We start from the raw sequence: 21,251 nt of genomic DNA, 5'->3' as shown, positions 1-21,251 counted from the left end.
GGTGCGGAATCCGACCCCTCGTAACGGAATCCGACCCCTCGACGTGCCGGAATCCGACACCAGCACGGTACGGAATCCGACCCCCAGAACCGTAGAGAACCTAAGTTGAACCGTAAAGGCAGTAGTGTGGTGCCGCCGTCACTCGGCTACCGACTGGCAGGTCGACCCAGCCAGCCACATCTCGGTCCACCAGCACGGTCACCTCGACCGCCGCGGCGAGGACGGTCTGCGCATCGCCGACGCGAAGTGGCGTGCGCACCGTGCCGGGCACGTGCCCCGGCCGGCTCTTCCGAGTCCCGGTTGATCACCTGCGGTCACGAGGGATGGACCCGGAACGGGAGGCAAGCTGCGGGAGACGGGGACCGACCCGGTCACGTCCTCGACAGGGGACACGGCTGATCGCCTCACTGCCGTGTGGTGGGGACCGGGAGGGCAGCGGGACCATGGCGAGCCCAAGATCGGTCCCCGCGGTCCCGTCGACCTGATCGGGGACCGGCGACCACGTAAGCGAGGGTCTGGTCCGCGGGACCAGACCACGGCGCGCAGGAAGTCGTGGGGACCGAGAGCAGCGATATGGGGACCGAGGGGCACCAAGTCGGGGAGACCCCACCCGGGGACCGGGGACCAACCAGTCGGGGACCGACCGCGGGACCCACCCCCATCCGGGGACCGCCGAACATGGGGACCGGGGACCAACCAGTCGGAGACCGACCACGGGGACCGGGGACCGGGGACCGGGGACCGGGGACCGGGGACCGGGGACCGGGGACCGACCCCATCCCGGGGCCATCGACCACGGGGACCGGGGACCAACCACCACCGAGACGGGGCCGCCCTCGAACGCCGAGTCCAGAGGGCACGGGGAAGCAAGCGGCTGGTCCCGACCCGAGGCCCAACGGCACAGCGTCCGCCCTACGAGCCGGCACAGTCCGTGGACCAATTCGTCCGGTTGATCCGATGTGAGGGCCTGCCAGGCGGTCGGGACGGCCACTGAGCCTCGCTCTGCAGAAACTGCGGAACGACGACGTCACCGAGACAAGACGTGCCCGCCGACAAGAAATGCAACGAGTTCGACACTGTCCGTGCGGAGTACACGTGGGAGGTCAGCTGGCATCTTCCGCTCCGAGGGCGGCCCGCAGGCGACATCCAGCGTGAAACACGCCGCATCGACCAGCCAGTGGCTCGTCCAGCCCGACGGGCCCATCTCGGCCCGCGCGAGTTCGACCGACGCGGTCGAACTGCCGCGGCTACCCAGCCCATGACCGCTTCACGAGGCCCGAATCCCGATGACGAACCTGAAGTACAACGGCAACACCCCGACGCGTTCTCCCAACCCCACCTCGGTCTCGGACCCAGCAAGTTGGGGCGGAAGCGTAGCTTCCGCCGAACCCGCCCCCGAGAGGGCGGAAGGGGACCGGCACCAGGGGGCGCAGGTCCTGGTGGCTTCGACCGGGGGCGGATCGAAGCCGGGGCAGGACGAAAAGCCGACCGAGCGCCAGAGCCGCCGTGACCGTGTTGTCCGTGCCCGTCAGCGTCCGCGTCAGCCGCCCGAGAAGAAGCGCCTGCATCAGCCCAACACCCGTTTCAACCAGGAAGAGTTCGAATTGATCAAGTCCGCCGCCGCCCGGTGCAACCTGTCCGTCGCCGGGTTCCTCGCCCGCTCTGCGCTCGCCGCCGCCCGTGATCTCGACCGCACCAGCGCCCAGATCGCCGACGAACGCGAAGTGATCACCCTCCTGTTCGACAGCCGGCGCAAACTCGGCTGGGCCAGCAGCAACCTCAACCAGGCGGTCAAGATCCTCAACTCCGGCGCCGAAGCCCCGCAACTCCAGGCGACCATCGCCGCCGTCCACCGGGCGGCCGAGACCGTCCACGCAGCCGCCGCACAGCTCATCGAGCAGCGCACGTCGTGATCCCCAGCGTCAACGAGTCCCGGACGATCGGCCTGCTGACCTACCTTTACGGGCCCGGCAGGCACGAGGAGCACACCGACCCGCACCTCGTGGCCTCGTTCGACGGCATGTCCCCCGGCCCCGGCCGCGACTCGGCCGCCACCCTCAAGGACCTCCAGCAGCTCCTCGACCAGCCTGTCATGGCCCTCCCCCAGCATGCCCGTCCCGCCAAGCACGTCTGGCACACCTCCGTGCGCGCGGCTGCGGACGACCGGACCCTCACCGATGAGGAGTGGGGTGAGATCGCCCGCCGGATCATGGCCGCCACCGGTATCGATCCCGGTGGCGGCCGGCCCGGCTGCCGCTGGGCCGCCGTCCGCCACGCCGACGACCATATCCACATCGTCGCCACCCTGGTGTGCGAGGACGGCAGCCGCCCCGACGACTTCCGCTCCGGCAAGCGCGCCCAGGCCGAGTGCCGCCTGATCGAGAAGGAGCTGGGCCTGCACCAGGTCGCGCCCGGCGACGGAACCGCCGCCCAGCGGCCCACCAGCGCCGAGCGGCACAAGGCCGAGCGCCAGGGCCGTGAACGCACCGCCCGCGAGAAACTGCGCGAGACGGTACGGCGCGCGGTGGCCGGCGCGGCGGGCGAGGAGGAGTTCTTCGACCGGCTGGCCGCCGCCGGCCTACTGATTCGCAAGCGCACCGCGCCCTCGGGTGACCTGCTCGGCTACTAGGTCGCCCTGCCCGACGATCGCAACAAGGACGGCGAGCCGGTGTTCTACCCCGGCGCGCGCCTGGCCCCGGACCTCTCCCTGCCCCGGATCCGCGAACGCTTCACCGCCACCCTCGATGACAACCAGGGCGCCACGCCTGCCGAGCCGCCCTCGCATACAGGGCCGGGCAGCCCGTCCGCCGCCCGCCGGAGCACCGCCTTTGCGGCCTGGCAGGCGCTGCTCGTCATCGAGCAGGAGAAGGACGCGGTCACCGCCGCGTACATCGCCTCGACGGGCGAGGTCCTGGACGCGCTCGCCAAGACCTCCGCCGCGCACACCCGCGCGGAGCTACGCGAGGCCGCCACCGCCTTCGAACGGGCCTCCCGCTCCCATGTACGGACCGAGCGCGGCCACGACCGCGCGCTGCGGCAGGCCGCCCGCGACCTCGTCCAGGGCGGTCCCGCGCTCGGCCGCGGGGAGGACGGAGCGACCACCGCCATGGCGATCGACATGCTGTTCTTCCTCGTCACCGCCGCCCTCCACCGGCACGCGAAGAAGGGCCACGCCCAGCAGGCCGCCGCCCGCCAGGCCGCCGAGCACCTGCGCGCCACCTACCAGGCCGCCGCCGCCCAGCCGCTGGGCGCCCTCTACCAGCGCGGCCGGCGCCTGGGCCGCCCGCTCCTACAGCGGCAGACCACCGTGCTGCGCAAGGCCGTCCCGGAGCTGGCGGAACAGGTCCTGGCCGAGCCCGGCTGGTACGCACTCGCCGCGACCCTCGCCGACGCCGAAGCCGCCGACCATGATCCCGCCGCGCTCCTCGCCGACGCGGCGGGGCGCAGGGAACTCGATACCGCCGAGTCCGTCAGCGACGTGCTGGTGTGGCGTCTGCGCCGCAGCGCCGACCTGCCCGCCGACACCAGCAACACGGTGGTCACCGATCGCAGTTTCGAGCGCGCAGCGAGCCCAACAAGGCTGCAGGCCAGGGCCAGACTGGGCCCCCAAAGCGGCCGGCTCTCAACGTAGGCACTTGTAAATCTCGTCCGACTCGGCCGTGATCGCTCGTTCCGGCCTCGGGCGCTGCAGCAGACAGCCACAGGGGTTCGAGCCGCACCGTGCATGCCCCCAAGGATGGATCGCCGTGTGACGGCGATTCGGCTCTTGATGCTCTTGGTCAAGCCCATCGGGATGTTGAACTTCGAGATGAGCCTGGAAGGGACGCCGCGCGCCATGGTGAAGCCGGACTTCGCTGCAAACACCACAGAGGCGAGGTCGCACTCGGCGGGTCGAGCGCTCCGTGTCAAGCTGCTCTGCGCCGCAGGCGGTTGTGGCCTAGTGTCGTCCCCATCAACTCGAGAAAGGCATGGGCAGCAGGGGTGGCTGGAGGCAGACCTGCAGGCAAACGGGGTGCTGTGTCTACGCAAACCCGCCTGGAGGTGTGGGTACGCAGCGGGGGGCGGTGCGCGCTATGCAACACGTACCTGCTTGAGGGGGCCACGTCGGCACGTACGCTGCATTTGGGTGAGCTGGCGCATATCGTCGGGCGGAATACACACGAGCGCTCACCACGAGGCCGACATTTGTTGGACCAGAGCCTTCGGGACGAGGCAGATAATTTGATGCTGTTGTGTGCTCAACAGCACGACGAAATCGACGCCGAGGCCGCGTTGGACGTGTTCACCGTCGAGCGGCTGCGTCGCTTGAAGCAGGAGCACGAGGATCGCATTCGCCACGTGACCGGACTTGGTCAAGACCGAGCCACCACGGTAGTGCGAATGCTGGGACCGGTGCATGGGCAAGCCGTGGAGCTGTCACGGCAGGCAGCTGCAGACGCCGTGGTGGCGCGTTACCGCTTCCCACTGTTCCTGGAGTCCTATTCCCGCCACGGTGTGGAGATCGACCTACAGCATATACCTGGCGAGTCCTATGTTCAGGGCGTGGGTTCCATGCAGGCTGCTTCTGCGACCCGTGACTATTATCGGCAAGCTGTCCGGGTCATTGATGACGTCATCAACCACCAGCTACGGCCGGGTATAAAACGTGGATCTATTCAGCATGTAAGCGTGTTCGGGTTCGCGCGTCTGCCGCTGCTGGTGTACTTAGGTGCCCGACTGGACGACACGGTGCCAACCGATGTCTACCAGCGGCACCGACGCGATCAGTCCTGGGTATGGCCAGCCGAAAGTGTCTCGGGAACAGAATTTGCGGTTCGGCAGGTTCAAGCTCAGTGCGTGAGGGACGAAGCTGTAGTAATAGTGAACGTCTCAGGTGCGATATCCCAACACGAGGTCCCTGCCGATCTCGTATCGCTGCGCCGTTATGTGATCAGCCCGGCAACCGCGGACACCTGCCCGGATATTTTGCACCAGTACGGGTCTTTGCGACTGTTCGAGGAGACGTGGCGAGGCTTTCTGGCTCGCATGGAGGTCGAGGCTAAAGATCTACGGCGACTGCACGTCCTGCCTGCCGTGCCGCTGTCTGCGGCGGTGGTGCTGGGGCAAGCTCACCATCCACAGGTTCATCCGCAGTTGGTGATCTACGAGCGGTTGGCAGGGAGCTATGTCCCCACACTTGAGGTTGGGTCGGCCACTAGGCGGCTTGTACCCGGCCGGCGCCTTGGACAGCCTATTGATCCAACGTCGTGTGGGCGATGAAGCGATGCGCGGGTGTGATTCCTGTGTGGGGCTGGGCGCATAGGTGCGTTCCTGAGACAGGGTGACGCATCTGGGCGCCCAGGAAATTGACCAGGCTGGCCGTCGTTGCCATGAGATCGGCGGCGGAACCGTGGAAGGTGGGGACCGAGCACCCGCGAGTGGGGCGCAGCTCATCGCCTGGAGCTGGTTCCGTCCACAGTGGGTGGTAAGGCTCAAGGCTCGTGTCGGCTAGGACGTACTTTCCGGTGGCGTGGTCGATTGCGGACAGGCTCGCGCGGGTCCCGGGGGCGGCGATGGTGAGAATCCCCAGGCTAGCTGTGAGGCTATCCGTTGCCATCTGGGCGAGTACCGCTTTGCGGTCGGGTCGCTGGGCAAGAAGGTCGAGGAAGCGTCCGACGGTGATGCTGACGGTCGCGTCGAGGATGAGGTCGGCGTGGCCCGCGGCGTCCAGGAGAGTGGGGGCTGGTGGCGGGTCGGTGATGTCGATGGTGATGTCATCCCTGATGTCGCGGAGACGGGTGGCCAAGGCTTCGGCCTTGGTCATGCCGAGGTGCTCCTCGGTGTAGTTCTGCCGGACAAGGAGCCCGCCGGTGATGCGGCCCGGATCGCAAAGGGTCAGCCGTGAAGCTCCGGCTCGGGTCGCTAGCTCGGCTGCCCATGAGCCGATGCCGCCGCATCCCCAGATGTGTATGTGAGCGTCAGCGAAGGAGTGGACAGGGCGCTGCGTGTCGCGGCGGGTGGTGACCTCCGGACGTTCGTCGGACAGGTAACACCATTCGATGCGGGCTTGGCGCAGTTCGCCGGGCAGGCTACCTAGGCGGCTAGGGGCGCTGCGGCGCGTGAGGTAGCGCAGCGCGTCGCTGACCTGGGGCTGCAGGCGGCCGGCGAGGAGGAATGGGGCTGCCGTCGGCGTGGTGGGATGTCGGACGGCCAGGACGAAGTGCTGGGCGGTGCCTTCGGGGGCACGCAGAGCGCTGGCAGCGAGTGCGGTCAACAGCGCCGCTGGTGAGACGTCGGCTGGCTTTGGGACGTGGGTGGCGACGGAATGAGTGACAGTCATGAGTTCGGCCAGTGTGCTGCCCGCCCCTAAAGGCAGCGTGCTGACAGGAAGAATCGGGGTTCGATAGCTGTGGGTGTCTGCAGGGCTGCTGATCAGGTCGAGCCGGTTGGCAGTGCGCTGGGTGAGCCAGAACGTGGTAGGCCGGTGGGGGACGGGTTCTCGCACGACGACGGTGGGAGTGCCTGGTGTGTGGTGCAGGACGCCACCGACGGGGTGGTAGAGAGCGGTAGCAGGGTCGAACTTGCCGACTGCCGCGTCCGTGAGCCACTGCCACAGGCGATTCATGACGGGGACGATTCCGGCGGTGGGGTCCCATTCACGAGCTGGGTCGAGGTAGAGACACAGCCGGTTGCCTTGCAGAACATGAGGGGTGCCGGCAAACCGGGTGTGGGTGGTTTGCACTGAGGGCGGTATCGCGGGGTCTGCGGAGAGCCCGAGGATGAAGTCCTCAATCTCCCTCAGAACCAAGCCTCCCGGGGCGGGCTGCATGCCGTCAGTGCGGATGCTGATGGAAACCGCGACCAAGCCGTCGGCACCTGTGTGAGGGCGGCCTGAGACGCGCAGGTCCGAGTGGTCCGCATCTGCGAGTGCTGTGAGCTGCCCCAAGAGCTCGCGCTGCCACGAATTGGGGCGGGCTGCGGTCGGTTTGCGCTTGCTCATCCGGCGCGCCCGGTGCGCGAGGTGGTGGTGATGAGCAGGGGAGTCGGGAACTTTTGGGCCGTCGGGGTAATCGAGGCACTATCACGCGGCAGGTCAGGGAAGGCGTCCCCGAACAAGTCCCGCCACAGTCGGACGCTCCGGTCGTAGTCCGGCTCATCGTATGCCTCGCGGATCTGGCGAGCATGGGTGTGAATGCGGGCACGGAAGTAGCTGTACGTCGTCTGGTCCCATCGGTGGTCGAAGGTGACGCCTGATCCGGAAGGGTCGGGGATCGAGGGCTTGTGGGGACGGTCCTGCAGCCATGCGTCGAGATCTTCGATGATGGTGAGGAGGGTGGTGGGGACGTTGCCATAGCAGCCAGGGTGCGTGACCGCCCTGGTCTCGTGGACTCGCTGGCCGAGCAGGGTGGTGAGGATGATGGAGCGAGTGCCAGTGAAGGACTTCCGGTGGTTGCGCAGGTATTTCATCAGGCGGATGACCTTGCGCAGGTTGTTGTTAGCGATACCGTCCTTCTCTTGCATCCAGGCGGTAAAGCCGGACGGGTTGGTCTGTTCCCACTTGTTGTCGTCGCGGTTGACGATCACTTCACGGCCGTCCCGCAAGTGGAGGTAGGGGACGATGTCTACATGCATAGAATTGGCGTAACTGAGTTGTACGCAACGGCACTTGCGGGTGTGCGGCATGTCTCCGTAGACACTGTGGCGGTGGAGCGCGGCGTAGACCTTGTCGATGTACGTCTTCGGGTTGTCGGCCCACTCGACGACTTCGGAGAGGTGAAGCATGAAGTCGGCGTCGAACTCGCTGTCGCCGACAGGATTGATGATGGTGCGCTGCGCCCAAGACCCCTGCGGCTTCTTACCTAGGACCAGCGGGCCGATTTCTCGGTCGTCCTTAAGCGCGTTGTAGATGGCTTCGACACGGTCAGCTAGAAGGTCGAGCTTGGCCTGGCTAAGGTTCACGGTGTCCTGGAGGAAGGCGTTGAAGCTCTTGATGTGCTGCACGGCGAGGGTTCCTTTCTGCGCGAGTTACACGCTTGGGGACTGCTGTGAAGACGTGACGGGGTCGGGTGTATTGGGGGCATGCCGGCGGCGGGCGCAACGGCATGAGCATGGAGAGGCCCGCGAGACGGATGGGCACACGTGGGTATCGGTTTGGTGTGCGTGCGCGAGGGTCCTGGCATGAACTCGCGGGAAAACCGGCCATGGCACAAGGCAGAGGGTCGGCCGATGCGGGGCATCGCGGATGGCCGTCCGCGTCGGCTGGCCATCGGAAATGGTCGGTGCAGTCCGGTCGACAGTACGGGCCATCACGGCCAGGCACGTCCCGCAGTACCGCCCGAGGGTGGACCGTCCCCGTCAGCCTCACGCCGAGCAGGGGCCACCTCGTGAGCAGAGAGGCCGATCCCTCTCTGTCGTAACTACTACACCACATAGAGCGACACTCACGCAAGACACATTTTGAATGTCAATTTGGCTGACCTCTACTCAGCCTGCTCTGGGACGAGGCCAGTCCGGCTGCACTATCACCGGCCTCGGCGAAGCCGAGACACAAAGACGTGAGCGTTTCGGACGCGAGGGAATGGGACATCGGGAGCCGAGCGAGCTGCCCGCAGGGGCTCGGGCTGACCGCTCGGGCGGGCGCTGTCAGCGAGCGGGGCCGGAGACGATGCCGAGGTTCATCAGGCGGTATGTCATGGCCATCTCGCTCAACTGAAATCGCCTGGCCAGGACCCGCACAAGGTCCTCCGTCGTCCGAAAGCTGATGCGCTGCGTCGCCTGGCGAACCATCTCCTCCGGTGCCAGCAGCGCCGCAGCGAATCGGTTAGCGTCGACTTCCTCGCGGTCAGTGGCCATGCTCGACATCGCGTTGCGATAGTTCACGCGCGCGTCGATGTCCAGGATCAGCGGACGCCCTTCATGCAGGCGCAGGTGCCCCAGTTCGTGCGCCACCGTGAAGCGCTGCCGCTCGAACGAGTGCGCCTCGTTGACGCCGATGATGCAGCTTCCGTCTTTGCGTAGAAGCATGCCTGAGACGTCGTCGTCCATCCCCTGCGGGACGACCAGGACGTTGAGTCGTTCGGCCAGTTCGAACGGGTTGACCGGCGGTGTGACGATCCGAAACTCTCGCAGCAGCGCACGAGCCGCCAGGTCAGCCTTCGCCACGAGCGTCCCTCCTCGCCGATGCCTGTGCCCACACTGCGGCGACATCGGCAGCGTGACGCGCGGCAAGGCCGGCTGCCTCATCAAGCTGGAGCCGCGGAAGAAGATCCGAGGGTTCCACGTTCACCGCTTCAGCGATCAAAGCTAGTCGGTAGAGGGGCGGGGTCTGGGTCCCGGACTCGATGTTCGTGATCGAACCGCGCGACAACCCCGCTCGTCGGCCTACGTACTCCTGCGTCACCCCGGCACGCGTCCGCGCTTCACGAATCAGCCGGGCAACGGCCGCGTTGAATTCCCGCTCTTCCACATCGCCCCCAAGCGCCGCCAGTCTCCCTGACAACCTACTTCCCTGCCCTTCGCTCGACCAGGTTCTCGCGGGCGCGCCACACGCGACGCTGACTGCAGCGGACGCAACTCAGAGTGTGGTCTTACACATCTCCCTCCAGTCGCCCCCAGAGTGTTCGGCCTGGGCTCTCCCGGGCAGGGCTGGCTGTCAGGCGCCGAAGCGCGCCTTGTTGCGTTAGCCGACGCGATGTGGCCGCATCTCACCGGCATCCCAGCACGATCCCAGCACGGTAGGGATGAGCAGGGGTGATGCCAGGTGACGACGGGTCAGGTTTCCCAGCACCATCCCAGCACGGGAAAAAACCAGGGGCCCGACCCCAAAGAGCCGAACCCCATCTGACCTGCATGTTTGCCAGGTCAGCGATGTAGTGGTAAGTCACCCACTACACATTGAAGCGGAACTCCACCACATCCCCGTCCTGCATCACGTACTCCTTGCCCTCCATCCGCGCCTTCCCCCTCGCGCGGGCCTCGGCCACCGAGCCGGCCTCGACCAGGTCGGCGAAGGAGATGACCTCGGCCTTGATGAAGCCCTTCTGGAAGTCGGTGTGGATGACTCCGGCGGCCTCGGGAGCGGTCGCGCCCTTCTTGATGGTCCAGGCCCGGGACTCCTTGGGGCCGGCCGTCAGGTAGGTCTGGAGGCCCAGGGTGTCGAAGCCGACGCGGGCCAGGGTGGCGAGGCCGGGCTCCTCGGCGCCGACGGACTCGAGGAGTTCCATCGCGTCCTCCTCGTCCAGCTCGGCGAGGTCCGCCTCCAGCTTGGCGTTGAGGAAGATCGCCTCGGCGGGGGCGACCAGGGCGCGCTGCTCGTCCTTGAAGGCGTCGTCGGTCAGTTCGTCCTCGTCGACGTTGAAGACGTAGAGGAAGGGCTTCGTGGTGAGCAGGTGCAGGTCGTGGAGGAGTTCCGCGCGCTCGCTGCCCTGGACCAGGCCGTGCGTGAAGAGGGTGTCGCCCTTCTCCAGGATCTCCTTCGCCTCCTCGACGGCCTTGACCTTCGGGGCGATGTCCTTCTTGATCCGGGACTCCTTCTGGAGGCGCGGCAGGACCTTCTCGATCGTCTGGAGGTCGGCGAGGATCAGCTCGGTGTTGATCGTCTCGATGTCGTCCTTGGGCGAGACCTTGCCGTCGACGTGGACGACGTTCTCGTCCTTGAAGGCGCGGATGACCTGGCAGATCGCGTCGGACTCACGGATGTTCGCCAGGAACTTGTTGCCCAGGCCCTCGCCCTCGGAGGCGCCGCGCACGATGCCCGCGATGTCCACGAAGTCGACGGTCGCCGGGAGGATCCGCTGCGAGCCGAAGATCTCGGCCAGCTTGGCCAGGCGGGCGTCGGGGACGCCGACCACGCCGACGTTCGGCTCGATCGTGGCGAACGGGTAGTTGGCCGCCAGCACGTCGTTCTTGGTCAGGGCGTTGAACAGGGTCGACTTGCCGACATTCGGCAGACCGACGATTCCGATCGTGAGCGACACGTTGCGACTTCCCGTACGTGAGAGGGCGGGTCCTGGAGGCGGCCCGTGGGCCGGCCGGGGCCAGGGAGGTGGCTGGCCGATCCACCAGTCTACGGGGTGACGCGCGCCCGACCGGCGCTGTGTCGAACGCTTGCACAAGGCCGGTTTCCCGGCGTGTCCGATGGCCCATTCGGCACATAAGCCGACCTAAGTTGGTCGGGTGGAGCAACCCAGGACGCGTCCCCCTCGGCAAGGACCACCGCGCCGCGCCTCCCCGCCGCTGCCCCCGCAACCGGCCAGGGGCGGGCCCGGCGGGACCGGTCCGGGGGCCCGCGGCCCGGCGCCCGGCGGCGGCAGGACCGTCCCCCGGGCCCGTCCGCCGGCCCCCGCCCCCGGCCGGACGCCGCCCCGGCGCTTCCCCAACCCGCGCCTGACCGGCCTTGGCTGCGCCCTCTTCTGCGCCGCGCTGATGCTCCTGCTCGGCGTCCTCGACCGGCTGCTGCTCGGGGCGTCGCTCACCGTGTACGGGGTGCTGTTCCTGCCGGTGTGCCTGCTCGCCGCCGTGTGGGTGCGGCGCAGCGATCTGGTGACGGTGCCGGTGGTCGTGCCGATCGCCTTCACGCTCGGGCTCGCGTCCCTCGGCGGGCGCGGCGACGGGTTCGGCGACCGGGCCGCCGGCCTGTTCACCGCGCTCGCCACCGAGGCGGGCTGGCTCTACGGGGGGACCCTGATCGCCGGGGTGGTCGTCACCGCGCGGAAGGTGCGGATGATGCGCCGCCGGGTGGCCGCCCGACGGCGGACGGCCGGATGAACGAGGCGGCCGGCCGGCTAACCCGCCTGCTGCGCCCGCATCGCCGCCCCCACGATCCCCGCGTTGTTCTGCAGCTGCGCCGGGACGATCTCGGCCTTGATGCCGTCGATGTACGGGAGGAACTTGTGGGCCTTGCGGCTGACGCCGCCGCCGATGATGAAAAGTTCGGGCGAGAACAGCATCTCCACGTGCGCGAGGTACGCCCGCACCCGCTGGGCCCAGTCCTCCCACGACAGGTCGTGGTCCTCGCGGGCCTTGCTGGACGCCCGCTTCTCCGCGTCGTGGCCGTCCAGCTCCAGGTGGCCCAGCTCGGAGTTGGGCACGAGGACGCCGTCGGTGAACAGGGCGCTGCCGATACCGGTGCCGAAGGTGAGCAGGACGACCGTGCCCTTGCGGCCCCGGCCCGCGCCGAAGGCCATCTCGGCGACGCCGGCCGCGTCCGCGTCGTTGACCACCGTCACCGGGACCCCGCCGAGGCGCTCGCCGAGCAGGGCGCGGGCGTCGGTGTCGATCCAGCCCTTGTCGACGTTGGCCGCCGTGCGGATCGTCGCGCCGCCCGTGACGACGCCGGGGAAGGTGACCCCGACCGGTCCGGTCCAGCCGAAGTGCTCCACGACCTCCCTGACCCCGTCGGCCACCGAGTCGGGCGTGGCCGGGTGCGGGGTCAGCACCTTGTACCGCTCCTCAGTCAGGTCGCCCTTGTCGAGATCGACGGGAGCGCCCTTGATCCCGGATCCACCGATGTCCACGCCGAAGATCTGCATGGCACCACGTTACGACGGCCCACCCACGGTCACGAAGGCGGTCATGGACACGATGTCCGAGGCCGCCCCGGCGGTCAGGCCCCCGGCGTGCCCGAACCGCCGCGCTCGGCCACCAGGGCCGCCGCCTCGTCGCGCAGGTCGCGGCGCAGCTCCTTGGGCAACGAGAAGGTGATGGACTCCTCGGCGGCCTTGACGATCTCCACGTCCTCGAAGCCGCGCGCGGACAGCCACTCCAGGACCTCCTCGACCAGCACCTCCGGCACCGACGCGCCCGAGGTGACGCCGACCGTGGTCACGCCCTCCAGCCAGGCCTCGTCGATCTCGGCGGCGAAGTCGACCAGGTACGCCTCGCGGGCGCCGGCGAGCTTGGCGACCTCGACGAGCCGCTTGGAGTTGGAGGAGTTGCGCGAGCCGACGACGATGACCAGGTCGGCCTCGGCGCCCATCTGCTTCACGGCGAGCTGGCGGTTCTGCGTGGCGTAGCAGATGTCGTCGCTGGGCGGCGAGATCAGCTGCGGGAACTTCTCCTTGAGGGCGTCGACGGTCTCCATGGTCTCGTCGACGGAGAGGGTGGTCTGGGAGAGCCAGACGACCTTGGACGGGTCGCGGACCTCGACCTTGGCGACGTCCCCGGGACCGTCGACCAGCTGGATGTGGTCGGGGGCCTCGCCGGAGGTGCCGATGACCTCCTCGTGGCCCTCGTGGCCGATGAGCAGGATGTCGTAGTCCTCGTTCGCGAAGCGGACGGCTTCCTTGTGGACCTTGGTGACGAGCGGGCAGGTGGCGTCGATGGTGGCGAGCCTGCCCTGCCGGGCCTCCTCGTGCACGGTCGGGGCGACGCCGTGCGCGGAGAACATCACGATGTTGCCCGGGGGCACCTCCTCCGTCCGCTCGACGAAGATCGCGCCCTTCTTCTCCAGGGTCTGCACGACGTACTTGTTGTGCACGATCTCGTGCCGGACGTAGATGGGGGCCCCGTACTGCTCCAGGGCCTTCTCGACGGCGATCACGGCGCGGTCCACGCCCGCGCAGTAGCCACGGGGGGCGGCGAGCAGGACACGGCGGCCAGTCGAAGCAGTCATGACACCCATCGTAGAGGCCCCGCACGGGGCGCGGATCACGCCCGTGTTGTCGGTGGCCGCCGTTACGCTCGGGCGCATGGCTGTGAACACGTCCCCGGATTCCCCCCTGCCCGTCGGCGAGGTGTCGCGGCTGATCGGCGGGTGGATCGAGCGGCTCGGCGCGGTGTGGGTGGAGGGTCAGATCACCCAGCTGTCGCGGCGGCCGGGCGCCGGGGTCGTGTTCCTGACGCTGCGCGACCCGTCGTACGACATCTCGGTGAGCGTCACCTGCTACCGGCAGGTGTTCGACGCCGTCGCCGACGTGGTGAGCGAGGGCGCGCGGGTGGTGGTGCTGGCGAAGCCCGAGTGGTACGCGCCGCGGGGGCAGCTGTCGCTGCGGGCCGCGGAGATCAAGCCGGTGGGTGTGGGCGAGCTGCTGGCGCGGCTGGAGCGGCTGAAGAAGACGCTGGCCGGCGAGGGGTTGTTCGCGGCGGAGCGCAAGCGTCCGCTGCCGTTCCTGCCGCAGCTGATCGGCCTGGTGTGCGGGCGGGCGTCGGCCGCCGAGCGGGACGTGCTGGAGAACGCCCGGCACCGCTGGCCCGCCGTCCGCTTCGAGGTGCGCAACGTCGCGGTGCAGGGCGTGCACGCGGTGCCGCAGGTGGTGGGGGCGGTGCAGGAGCTGGACGCGATGGAGGAGGTGGACGTCATCGTCGTCGCGCGCGGCGGGGGCAGCGTGGAGGATCTGCTGCCGTTCTCCGACGAGCAGCTCGTCCGCGCGGTCGCCGCCTGCCGGACGCCGGTGGTGTCGGCCATCGGGCACGAACCGGACACCCCGCTGCTGGACTACGTGGCGGATCTGCGGGCCTCCACGCCCACGGACGCGGCGAAGAAGGTCGTACCGGACGTGGGCGAGGAGTTCGAGCGGGTGCGGCTGCTGCGCGACCGGGCGCGGCGGTGTGTGGAGGCGTTCCTGGAGCGCGAGGAGCGCGGGCTGGCGCACGCGCTGGCGCGGCCCTCGATAGAGGATCCGCACCGGATGATCGACGAGCGGGCCGAGCAGGTGGCCGCGCTGGCGGACCGCGCCCGGCGGTGCCTGGGGCACCGGCTGGACCGCGCGGAGTCGGAGCTGACGCACACGCACGCGCGTGTGGTGGCGCTGTCCCCGGCGGCGACGCTGCGCCGGGGGTACGCGGTGCTGCAGCGGGTGGACGGCCACGTGGTGCGCGCCCCTCGGGAGGTGGCGGCCGGTGAGCCGCTGCGCGCGCGGGTGGCCGAGGGCGAGTTCCCGGTCCGGGTCGCCACGGACGCGCACGGCGATGCCCGGGCGCACGGCGAGGCGCAGGCGGACGCCGGCGCACGAGGGCACGGCGCCGCACGGACCGACGCCGGCGCGCACGCGGGCGCCGACGCACGGAACGACGCCGGCGCGCAGGTCGGCACGGACGCGTAGGCACAGGTCGGCACGGGCCCCACAGGTACAGGTCGGCACGGACGCATAGGTTGGGTGGATGAGCGGCAAGGTGGACGAGGCGCTGGGCTACGAGCAGGCGCGGGACGAGCTGATCGAGGTCGTGCGGCGGCTGGAGGCGGGCGGCACGACGCTGGAGGAGTCCCTCGCCCTGTGGGAGCGCGGCGAGGAGCTGGCGAAGGTGTGCCGGCGCTGGCTGGAGGGCGCGCGGGCGCGACTGGACGCGGCGCTGGCGGAGGAGGCCGCGGCGGAGGGCGCCGGTGGCGAGGGGCACGAGGAGTAGCCGGGCAGGAGCGGAGCGGGCCGGCGGCTGTGAAGCGGATCACCCCGCCCCACTTTTGGTTGAATGTTGAACTTCACCGTCGTACTGTCGTGCCGTCAGCCGGTCCGGCCCTCCCGGGCCCGACGCACGACCCGAGGTAGGTTCCCCATGTCGCTCGTTCTCGACCCCGCCGCCCAGGACCTGCTGTTCCGCGAGGCCCGCACCGCGAACGCCTTCACCGACGAGCCCGTCACCGACGAGCAGGTCCGGGCGATCTACGACCTGGTCAAGTACGGGCCCACCGCGTTCAACCAGACGCCGCTGCGCGTCACCCTGGTCCGCTCCCCCGAGGCCCGCGAGCGCCTGGTGGGGCTGATGGCCGAGGGCAACCGGGCCAAGACCGCCGCCGCCCCGCTGGTCGCGATCCTGTCCGCGGACAACGAGTTCCACGAGGAGCTGCCGCAGCTGCTCCCGCACTTCCCGCAGGCCAAGGATGTCTTCTTCAGCGAGCGCGCGGTGCGCGAGAGCGCCGCGCTGCTGAACGCCGCGCTCCAGGCCGCCTACTTCATCGTCGGCGTCCGTGCCGCCGGACTGGCCGCGGGTCCGATGACCGGCGTGGACCTCGAAGGCGTCCGCAAGGAGTTCCTGGACGACGACCACGCGCCGCTGATGGTGGTCAACATCGGCCGCCCCGGCCCGGACGCCTGGCGCCCGCGCGCCCCGCGCCTGGCCTACGACGAGGTCGTCACCACCGTCTGAGACGCCACCGCATCAGCGCCACCGTTCGGGACGCCACCGTCCGGGACGCCGCCCCGCAGCGGGCGTGGCACGGGCCCCCGGTTCGACCGAACCGGGGGCCCGTGCGTCTTCGCGCCGTTCCTCGGCGCGCGCCTACGCCATCCTCAGCGCGCGCACCATCTGCTTCAGCTGCTCGAACGTCCCCGTGCCGGCCACCACGGTGGTCGCGCCCTTCTCGGAGTCGGCCGGGTCCAGCACGAGCGCGTCGTAGCGCCCGTCGGCGTACCGGATCCAGGTCCGGCCGCCGATCTCCTCGGTGACCTTCGTCTCCTTGGCGCCCTGCGTCGCCTCGGCGAGGAACTCGGCCCGCTTGCCGGTGGCGGCCTGCTCGATCTGGACGTACTCGCCGTCCGGAGCGCGGTAGCCGAGATGCCAGGCGTCGTTCTCGGCGCCGTCGAACCGCACCGAGGTCGCCTTCCAGGTCTGCGGCAGCCCTTCCGGGGCCGCCACCGGGTAGGCGGCGGCGCGGCGCGCCGTCACCAGTTCGATCTTGTAGTCGACCCGCGGGAGATCGGGCTCGCCCTCGTCGTGCGGGGTGAAGAGGTACATGACCCCGCCCGCGAGCAGGGTGACGCCCATGGAGAGCACCATGCTGCGGACCATCTTCGTCTTGCCGTTGCTGCCTGCCACGCCCTCCATGGTGGCAGGTGCCCCGGCCGCTCATCCGTGGGGGCCCCTGCTCACTTTGTCGACCTGGCTATAGAGTCGACGCCAACACCCTCATCCGGCCGTCGTCGTATCAGAAAGGTGCGCTCCGATGACCGAGCATCATCTGCCGTCCGAACTCGATGTCCCCTCCGAGGCCCCCGACCGCAACCTCGCCCTCGAACTGGTCCGCGTGACCGAGGCGGCGGCGATGGCCGCGGGCCGCTGGGTGGGGCGCGGTGACAAGAACGGCGCCGACGGTGCCGCGGTGCGCGCCATGCGGACCCTCGTCTCCACCGTCTCCATGAACGGCGTCGTCGTCATCGGGGAAGGCGAGAAGGACGAGGCGCCGATGCTCTTCAACGGGGAGCGGGTCGGCGACGGCACCGGGCCCGAGTGCGACATCGCCGTGGACCCGATCGACGGCACCACGCTCAGCGCCAAGGGCATGCCCAACGCGATCGCGGTGCTGGCGGCGGCCGAGCGCGGGTCGATGTTCGACCCGTCCGCCGTCTTCTACATGGACAAGCTGGTCACCGGCCCCGACGCGGCCGACTTCGTGGACATCGACGCCCCGGTGTCGGTGAACATCCGCCGGGTCGCCAAGGCCAAGCGGGCCACGCCCGAGGACGTCACCGTCGTCATCCTGGACCGGCCCCGGCACGCGGGCGTCATCGAGGAGATCCGGGAGACGGGCGCGCGCATCAAGCTGATCTCGGACGGCGACGTCGCGGGCTCGATCCTGGCGCTGCGCGAGGGCACCGGCGTCGACCTCCTGCTCGGCATCGGCGGCACCCCCGAGGGCATCATCTCGGCCTGCGCGGTGAAGTGCCTGGGCGGCACCATCCAGGGCAAGCTGTGGCCCAAGGACGACGAGGAGCGGCAGCGGGCGGTCGACGCCGGGCACGACCTGGACCGGCTGCTGACCACCGAGGACCTGGTGACCGGAGAGAACGTCTTCTTCGTCGCGACCGGCATCACGGACGGCGAGCTGCTGCGGGGCGTGCGCTACCGCTCGGAGACGGCGACGACCGACTCCATCGTGATGCGCTCCAAGTCGGGCACGGTCCGCCGTATCGACTCCGAGCACCGTCTCAGCAAGCTCCGGGCGTACAGCGCGATCGACTTCGACCGCGCCAAGTAGGACCGCCGCGAGGGAAGGGGCGCCCCGGTGCGGAGGCGGCGCCCCTTTCGCGTGCCGTCGGGCGGTCAGCCCGCGGCGGCTATGCGGTCGGCCGCCCTGGCCGCCTTCTTCAGCTCCAGCTCGCGGCGGCGCCGCCGGGCCAGGACCACGCGGCGCTCGGCGGCGGTGAGGCCGCCCCAGACGCCGTACGGCTCCGGCTGGAGCAGGGCGTGCTCGCGGCACTCGACCATGACCGGGCAGCGGGCGCAGACCCGCTTCGCCGCCTCTTCGCGGGACAGCCGCGCGGCGGTGGGCTCCTTGGAGGGGGCGAAGAACAGGCCGGCCTCGTCGCGCCGGCACACCGCCTCCGTGTGCCAGGGGGCGTCTTGGTCCCTGTCGCGCGCCGGCACCCGCTGAGACGGAACGGCAGCTACCTGCAAGGACGAATGCGGCGGTTGCGGCACGGTCTACTCCTGACGACGGCTTCGCGAGCGAGAGACGATGCAGCAAGGTCTACCCGCTGTACGCGCGCCTATGCGGGGAGTCCCCGGACCGAAGCGGCCGATCGCCGCGGACGGCGAAGAGGGTCCTGCGGCGGACGCCGGGACCGCCGTCAGTGCCCGAGGTGTTTGCGACGGGCGCCGCGCACCCGGTCCCTGATGTCCGCGACGAGCCTGCCCCGCCGTGGCCGCGCCTCGATGCTGCCGAGGACCGCCCAGCCGTCCACGTAGACGACGGGCGCGTCGGGGTCGCCCGAGTCGAGCGTGTCCACCTCGAAGCTGCCGAGCACGCCGCCTCCGGTGCCGCGCAGCGAGACGTTCTCCGGGACCGTGATCTCGACGCTGCCGAACACCGAGTACGCCTTGACCAGCACCTGCTGGTACTCGAAGAGGGCCTCGCTGAGGTCTATCTCCACGCTGCCGAAGACCGAGTAGGCGTGGATACGGCGGCCCGCGCGCCAGCGGCCCCTGCGGACGGCGCCGCTGAACACCGCGACGACGCTGTCGTCCGCGTGGACCGGGAAGGCGCCGCCGCCCGCCGGACGCGCCGGCGCCGCACCGGACGCGGCGGCCGGGCGCTCCCGGTGCGCACCCGGCAGGTCCCGCACGAGCGTCTCCAGCTCGTCGACCTTCTTGGCGCGGTAGACGCCCTCGACGCGCTCGGCGTGCTCCTCCGGGGTCAGCCGCCCCTCGGCGAGGGCGTCGCCCAGGATGTCGGCGACCCGGTCGCGCTCGGCGTCGGAGGCGCGCAGCCCGGCATCGGCGGGGCGCGGTGCGGCGTCCTTCTGAACGTCCTTCTCAAGGTCCACGGCAGCAGCCTACCCACACACGATAGATCGCGACACCCCCGCCGCCCGCCGAACTGAGCCTTACCTCACAAGTTCGCCCCGTCCGCCAGGTCCTAGGCTGGTGGACGCTGCCAACGGAGGCCAGCGCCGTCTGTCGTGAGTGAGGAATGGGCGAGATGCCTGAGTTCGCGTACACCGATCTGCTCCCCATGGGAGAGGACACCACCCCCTACCGGCTGGTGACCTCCGAGGGTGTCTCCACCTTCGAGGCCGACGGTCGGACGTTCCTCAAGGTCGAGCCGGAGGCGCTGCGCAAGCTCGCCGAGGAGGCCATCCACGACATCCAGCACTATCTGCGCCCGGCCCACCTCGCCCAGCTGCGCCGCATCATCGACGACCCCGAGGCGTCGAACAACGACAAGTTCGTGGCCCTGGACCTGCTGAAGAACGCGAACATCGCGGCGGCGGGCGTGCTGCCCATGTGCCAGGACACCGGCACCGCGATCGTGATGGGCAAGCGCGGCCAGAACGTGCTCACCGCCGGCGAGGACGAGAAGGCCCTGTCCCGGGGCATCTACGACGCCTACACCAGGCTCAACCTGCGCTACTCCCAGATGGCCCCGCTGACCATGTGGGAGGAGAAGAACACCGGCTCCAACCTGCCGGCGCAGATCGAGCTGTACGCCACCGACGGCGGCGCGTACAAGTTCCTGTTCATGGCCAAGGGCGGCGGCTCGGCCAACAAGTCGTTCCTCTACCAGGAGACCAAGGCGGTCCTGAACGAGGCCTCCATGATGAAGTTCCTGGAGGAGAAGATCCGCTCGCTGGGCACGGCCGCCTGCCCGCCGTACCACCTGGCGATCGTCGTCGGCGGCACCAGCGCCGAGTACGCGCTGAAGACCGCCAAGTACGCCTCCGCGCACTACCTGGACGAGATCCCCGCCGAGGGCTCGCCGCTCGGCCACGGCTTCCGGGACAAGGAGCTGGAGGAGAAGGTCTTCGAGCTGACGCAGAAGATCGGCATCGGCGCGCAGTTCGGCGGCAAGTACTTCTGCCACGACGTGCGCGTGGTCCGCCTGCCCCGGCACGGCGCCTCCTGCCCCGTCGCCATCGCCGTCTCCTGCTCCGCCGACCGCCAGGCCGTCGCCAAGATCACCGCCGAGGGCGTGTTCCTGGAGCAGCTGGAGACCGACCCGGCGCGCTTCCTGCCGGAGACCACGGACGAGCACCTGGAGTCCGAGGGCGACGTCGTGAAGATCGACCTGAACCAGCCGATGGACGACATCCTCGCCGAGCTGACCAAGTACCCGGTCAAGACCCGGCTGTCGCTGTCCGGCCCGCTGGTCGTGGCCCGCGACATCGCGCACGCCAAGATCAAGGAGCGGCTGGACGCGGGCGAGGAGATGCCGCAGTACCTCAAGGACCACCCGGTCTACTACGCCGGCCCCGCCAAGACCCCCGAGGGCTACGCCTCCGGCTCCTTCGGCCCGACCACGGCCGGCCGCATGGACTCCTACGTCGAGCAGTTCCAGGCGGCGGGCGGCTCCAAGGTGATGCTCGCCAAGGGCAACCGCAGCAAGCAGGTCACCGACGCGTGCGCCGCGCACGGCGGCTTCTACCTCGGCTCCATCGGCGGCCCCGCCGCCCGCCTCGCCCAGGACTGCATCAAGAAGGTCGAGGTCGTCGAGTACGAGGAACTCGGCATGGAGGCCGTCTGGAAGATCGAGGTCGAGGACTTCCCGGCGTTCATCGTCGTGGACGACAAGGGCAACGACTTCTTCCAGAACCCGGCTCCCGAGCCGACGTTCACGCACATTCCGGTGCGGGGGCCCGGCCTGGCCTGACGTGCGCGCCGCCGACCGGTGACGCCGCCTCGTGCGCGACGGGCGGGCGGCGAAGGGCACTTGCCGCGCGGGGCAGGCCCGGGCCGGGAGCACGGCGCACGGGGAACGCGCACGGAGAAACAGGCGGCGCGGGCTGCACCCCCACGGCGTCCGACCGGCCCCGACCGGTCGCGGTCGGACGGCCGGTCGCGGCCGGTGCTGTGCGCCCTCCGTCATGGCGGGGGCGGGCCGCGCCCCCCAGAAGCGGGAGCGC

The 21,251-nt window shown here is 69.6% G+C and carries 18 protein-coding genes and 1 pseudogene; 9 read left to right on the top strand and 10 right to left on the bottom strand.

Features of this window, described 5'->3' with window-relative positions:
- The first annotated feature begins 1,286 nt into the window (after positions 1 to 1,286).
- The 3 genes and pseudogenes from ABZY13_RS00095 (at position 1,287) to ABZY13_RS00085 (ending at position 5,259) form a co-directional block, all read left to right on the top strand.
- Positions 1,287 to 1,913: a hypothetical protein gene (locus tag ABZY13_RS00095; protein WP_356626314.1), complete on the top strand. Its 627-nt coding sequence runs from the start codon at positions 1,287 to 1,289 to the stop codon at positions 1,911 to 1,913.
- Positions 1,910 to 3,631 (top strand): annotated as a pseudogene (locus ABZY13_RS00090) (relaxase/mobilization nuclease domain-containing protein). Before ABZY13_RS00095 ends, ABZY13_RS00090 begins: the two are co-directional and overlap by 4 nt.
- A 557-nt stretch (positions 3,632 to 4,188) precedes the next feature.
- Positions 4,189 to 5,259, top strand: a complete 1,071-nt coding sequence (locus ABZY13_RS00085) for an SAVED domain-containing protein (protein WP_356626313.1) — start codon at positions 4,189 to 4,191, stop codon at positions 5,257 to 5,259.
- Here ABZY13_RS00085 and ABZY13_RS00080 read toward each other — a convergent pair.
- The 5 genes from ABZY13_RS00080 to ychF all read right to left on the bottom strand — a co-directional run bounded on the left by ABZY13_RS00080 (position 5,231) and on the right by ychF (position 10,955).
- Positions 5,231 to 6,979: a ThiF family adenylyltransferase gene (locus tag ABZY13_RS00080; protein WP_356626311.1), complete on the bottom strand. Its 1,749-nt coding sequence runs from the start codon at positions 6,977 to 6,979 to the stop codon at positions 5,231 to 5,233. The two genes, ABZY13_RS00085 and ABZY13_RS00080, sit on opposite strands and share 29 nt — an antisense overlap.
- Positions 6,976 to 7,980 carry a cyclic GMP-AMP synthase DncV-like nucleotidyltransferase gene (locus ABZY13_RS00075; RefSeq protein WP_356626309.1) on the bottom strand — a complete coding sequence of 335 codons (1,005 nt, stop codon included), beginning with the start codon at positions 7,978 to 7,980 and terminating at the stop codon, positions 6,976 to 6,978. The genes ABZY13_RS00080 and ABZY13_RS00075 overlap by 4 nt, the downstream gene beginning before the upstream one ends.
- Positions 7,981 to 8,622: 642 nt before the next feature.
- Complete coding sequence (locus tag ABZY13_RS00070; protein WP_356626308.1) at positions 8,623 to 9,141, bottom strand: ImmA/IrrE family metallo-endopeptidase; 519 nt, start codon at positions 9,139 to 9,141, stop codon at positions 8,623 to 8,625.
- The gene (locus tag ABZY13_RS00065; protein ID WP_356626306.1) at positions 9,128 to 9,445 is read right to left on the bottom strand and encodes a helix-turn-helix transcriptional regulator; all 318 of its coding nucleotides are present in this window, start codon (positions 9,443 to 9,445) and stop codon (positions 9,128 to 9,130) included. Before ABZY13_RS00065 ends, ABZY13_RS00070 begins: the two co-directional genes overlap by 14 nt.
- Positions 9,446 to 9,866: 421 nt before the next feature.
- Positions 9,867 to 10,955, bottom strand: coding sequence for a redox-regulated ATPase YchF (gene ychF, locus ABZY13_RS00060; RefSeq protein WP_356626304.1), 1,089 nt, complete (start codon positions 10,953 to 10,955; stop codon positions 9,867 to 9,869).
- 409 nt (positions 10,956 to 11,364) lie between these two features.
- Between ychF and ABZY13_RS00055 the strand changes: the two genes are divergently transcribed.
- Entirely contained in the window at positions 11,365 to 11,745 is a 381-nt protein-coding gene (locus tag ABZY13_RS00055; protein ID WP_356626797.1) for a DUF6542 domain-containing protein, read from the top strand.
- Positions 11,746 to 11,762: 17 nt separating this feature from the next.
- Here ABZY13_RS00055 and ppgK read toward each other — a convergent pair whose 3' ends face one another.
- Both ppgK and ABZY13_RS00045 read right to left on the bottom strand, forming a co-directional pair.
- Positions 11,763 to 12,509, bottom strand: a complete 747-nt coding sequence (gene ppgK / locus ABZY13_RS00050) for a polyphosphate--glucose phosphotransferase (RefSeq protein WP_356626302.1) — start codon at positions 12,507 to 12,509, stop codon at positions 11,763 to 11,765.
- 74 nt (positions 12,510 to 12,583) lie between these two features.
- Positions 12,584 to 13,600 carry a 4-hydroxy-3-methylbut-2-enyl diphosphate reductase gene (locus tag ABZY13_RS00045; RefSeq protein ID WP_356626300.1) on the bottom strand — a complete coding sequence of 339 codons (1,017 nt, stop codon included), beginning with the start codon at positions 13,598 to 13,600 and terminating at the stop codon, positions 12,584 to 12,586.
- A 67-nt stretch (positions 13,601 to 13,667) separates the two neighbouring features.
- Here ABZY13_RS00045 and xseA point away from each other — a divergent pair, with 67 nt between their 5' ends.
- The 3 genes from xseA to ABZY13_RS00030 all read left to right on the top strand — a co-directional run bounded on the left by xseA (position 13,668) and on the right by ABZY13_RS00030 (position 16,059).
- Positions 13,668 to 15,020, top strand: coding sequence for an exodeoxyribonuclease VII large subunit (gene xseA / locus ABZY13_RS00040; protein WP_356626298.1), 1,353 nt, complete (start codon positions 13,668 to 13,670; stop codon positions 15,018 to 15,020).
- A 58-nt stretch (positions 15,021 to 15,078) separates the two neighbouring features.
- Entirely contained in the window at positions 15,079 to 15,321 is a 243-nt protein-coding gene (locus tag ABZY13_RS00035) for an exodeoxyribonuclease VII small subunit (protein ID WP_356626297.1), read from the top strand.
- Positions 15,322 to 15,468: 147 nt separating this feature from the next.
- On the top strand, positions 15,469 to 16,059 hold the full coding sequence (locus tag ABZY13_RS00030) for a malonic semialdehyde reductase (RefSeq protein ID WP_356626296.1): 591 nt from the start codon (positions 15,469 to 15,471) through the stop codon (positions 16,057 to 16,059).
- A 132-nt stretch (positions 16,060 to 16,191) separates the two neighbouring features.
- On the opposite strand, the gene ABZY13_RS00025 is transcribed toward ABZY13_RS00030, so the two are convergent.
- Positions 16,192 to 16,728 carry a DUF4245 domain-containing protein gene (locus ABZY13_RS00025; protein WP_356626295.1) on the bottom strand — a complete coding sequence of 179 codons (537 nt, stop codon included), beginning with the start codon at positions 16,726 to 16,728 and terminating at the stop codon, positions 16,192 to 16,194.
- A 127-nt stretch (positions 16,729 to 16,855) separates the two neighbouring features.
- Between ABZY13_RS00025 and glpX the strand changes: the two genes are divergently transcribed.
- Positions 16,856 to 17,887 (top strand): class II fructose-bisphosphatase, encoded by a 1,032-nt coding sequence (glpX, locus tag ABZY13_RS00020; protein WP_356626294.1) that lies wholly within the window; start codon positions 16,856 to 16,858, stop codon positions 17,885 to 17,887.
- 65 nt (positions 17,888 to 17,952) lie between these two features.
- Here the strand turns inward: glpX and ABZY13_RS00015 are convergent, their stop codons facing one another.
- A complete protein-coding gene (locus ABZY13_RS00015; protein ID WP_356626293.1) occupies positions 17,953 to 18,330 on the bottom strand; it encodes a WhiB family transcriptional regulator in 378 nt (125 codons plus the stop codon).
- Between the two features lie 149 nt (positions 18,331 to 18,479).
- Positions 18,480 to 19,175: a DUF1707 domain-containing protein gene (locus ABZY13_RS00010; RefSeq protein WP_356626292.1), complete on the bottom strand. Its 696-nt coding sequence runs from the start codon at positions 19,173 to 19,175 to the stop codon at positions 18,480 to 18,482.
- A 146-nt stretch (positions 19,176 to 19,321) separates the two neighbouring features.
- Here ABZY13_RS00010 and ABZY13_RS00005 point away from each other — a divergent pair, with 146 nt between their 5' ends.
- Complete coding sequence (locus tag ABZY13_RS00005; protein ID WP_356626290.1) at positions 19,322 to 20,998, top strand: fumarate hydratase; 1,677 nt, start codon at positions 19,322 to 19,324, stop codon at positions 20,996 to 20,998.
- Positions 20,999 to 21,251 lie beyond the last annotated feature (253 nt).

It is taken from the genome of Streptomyces sp. NPDC006610, from assembly GCF_040611575.1.
GTDB lineage: Bacteria > Actinomycetota > Actinomycetes > Streptomycetales > Streptomycetaceae > Streptomyces.
Note: the sequence above shows the minus strand (reverse complement) of the source record. Positions and strands in the feature narration are given on the sequence as shown.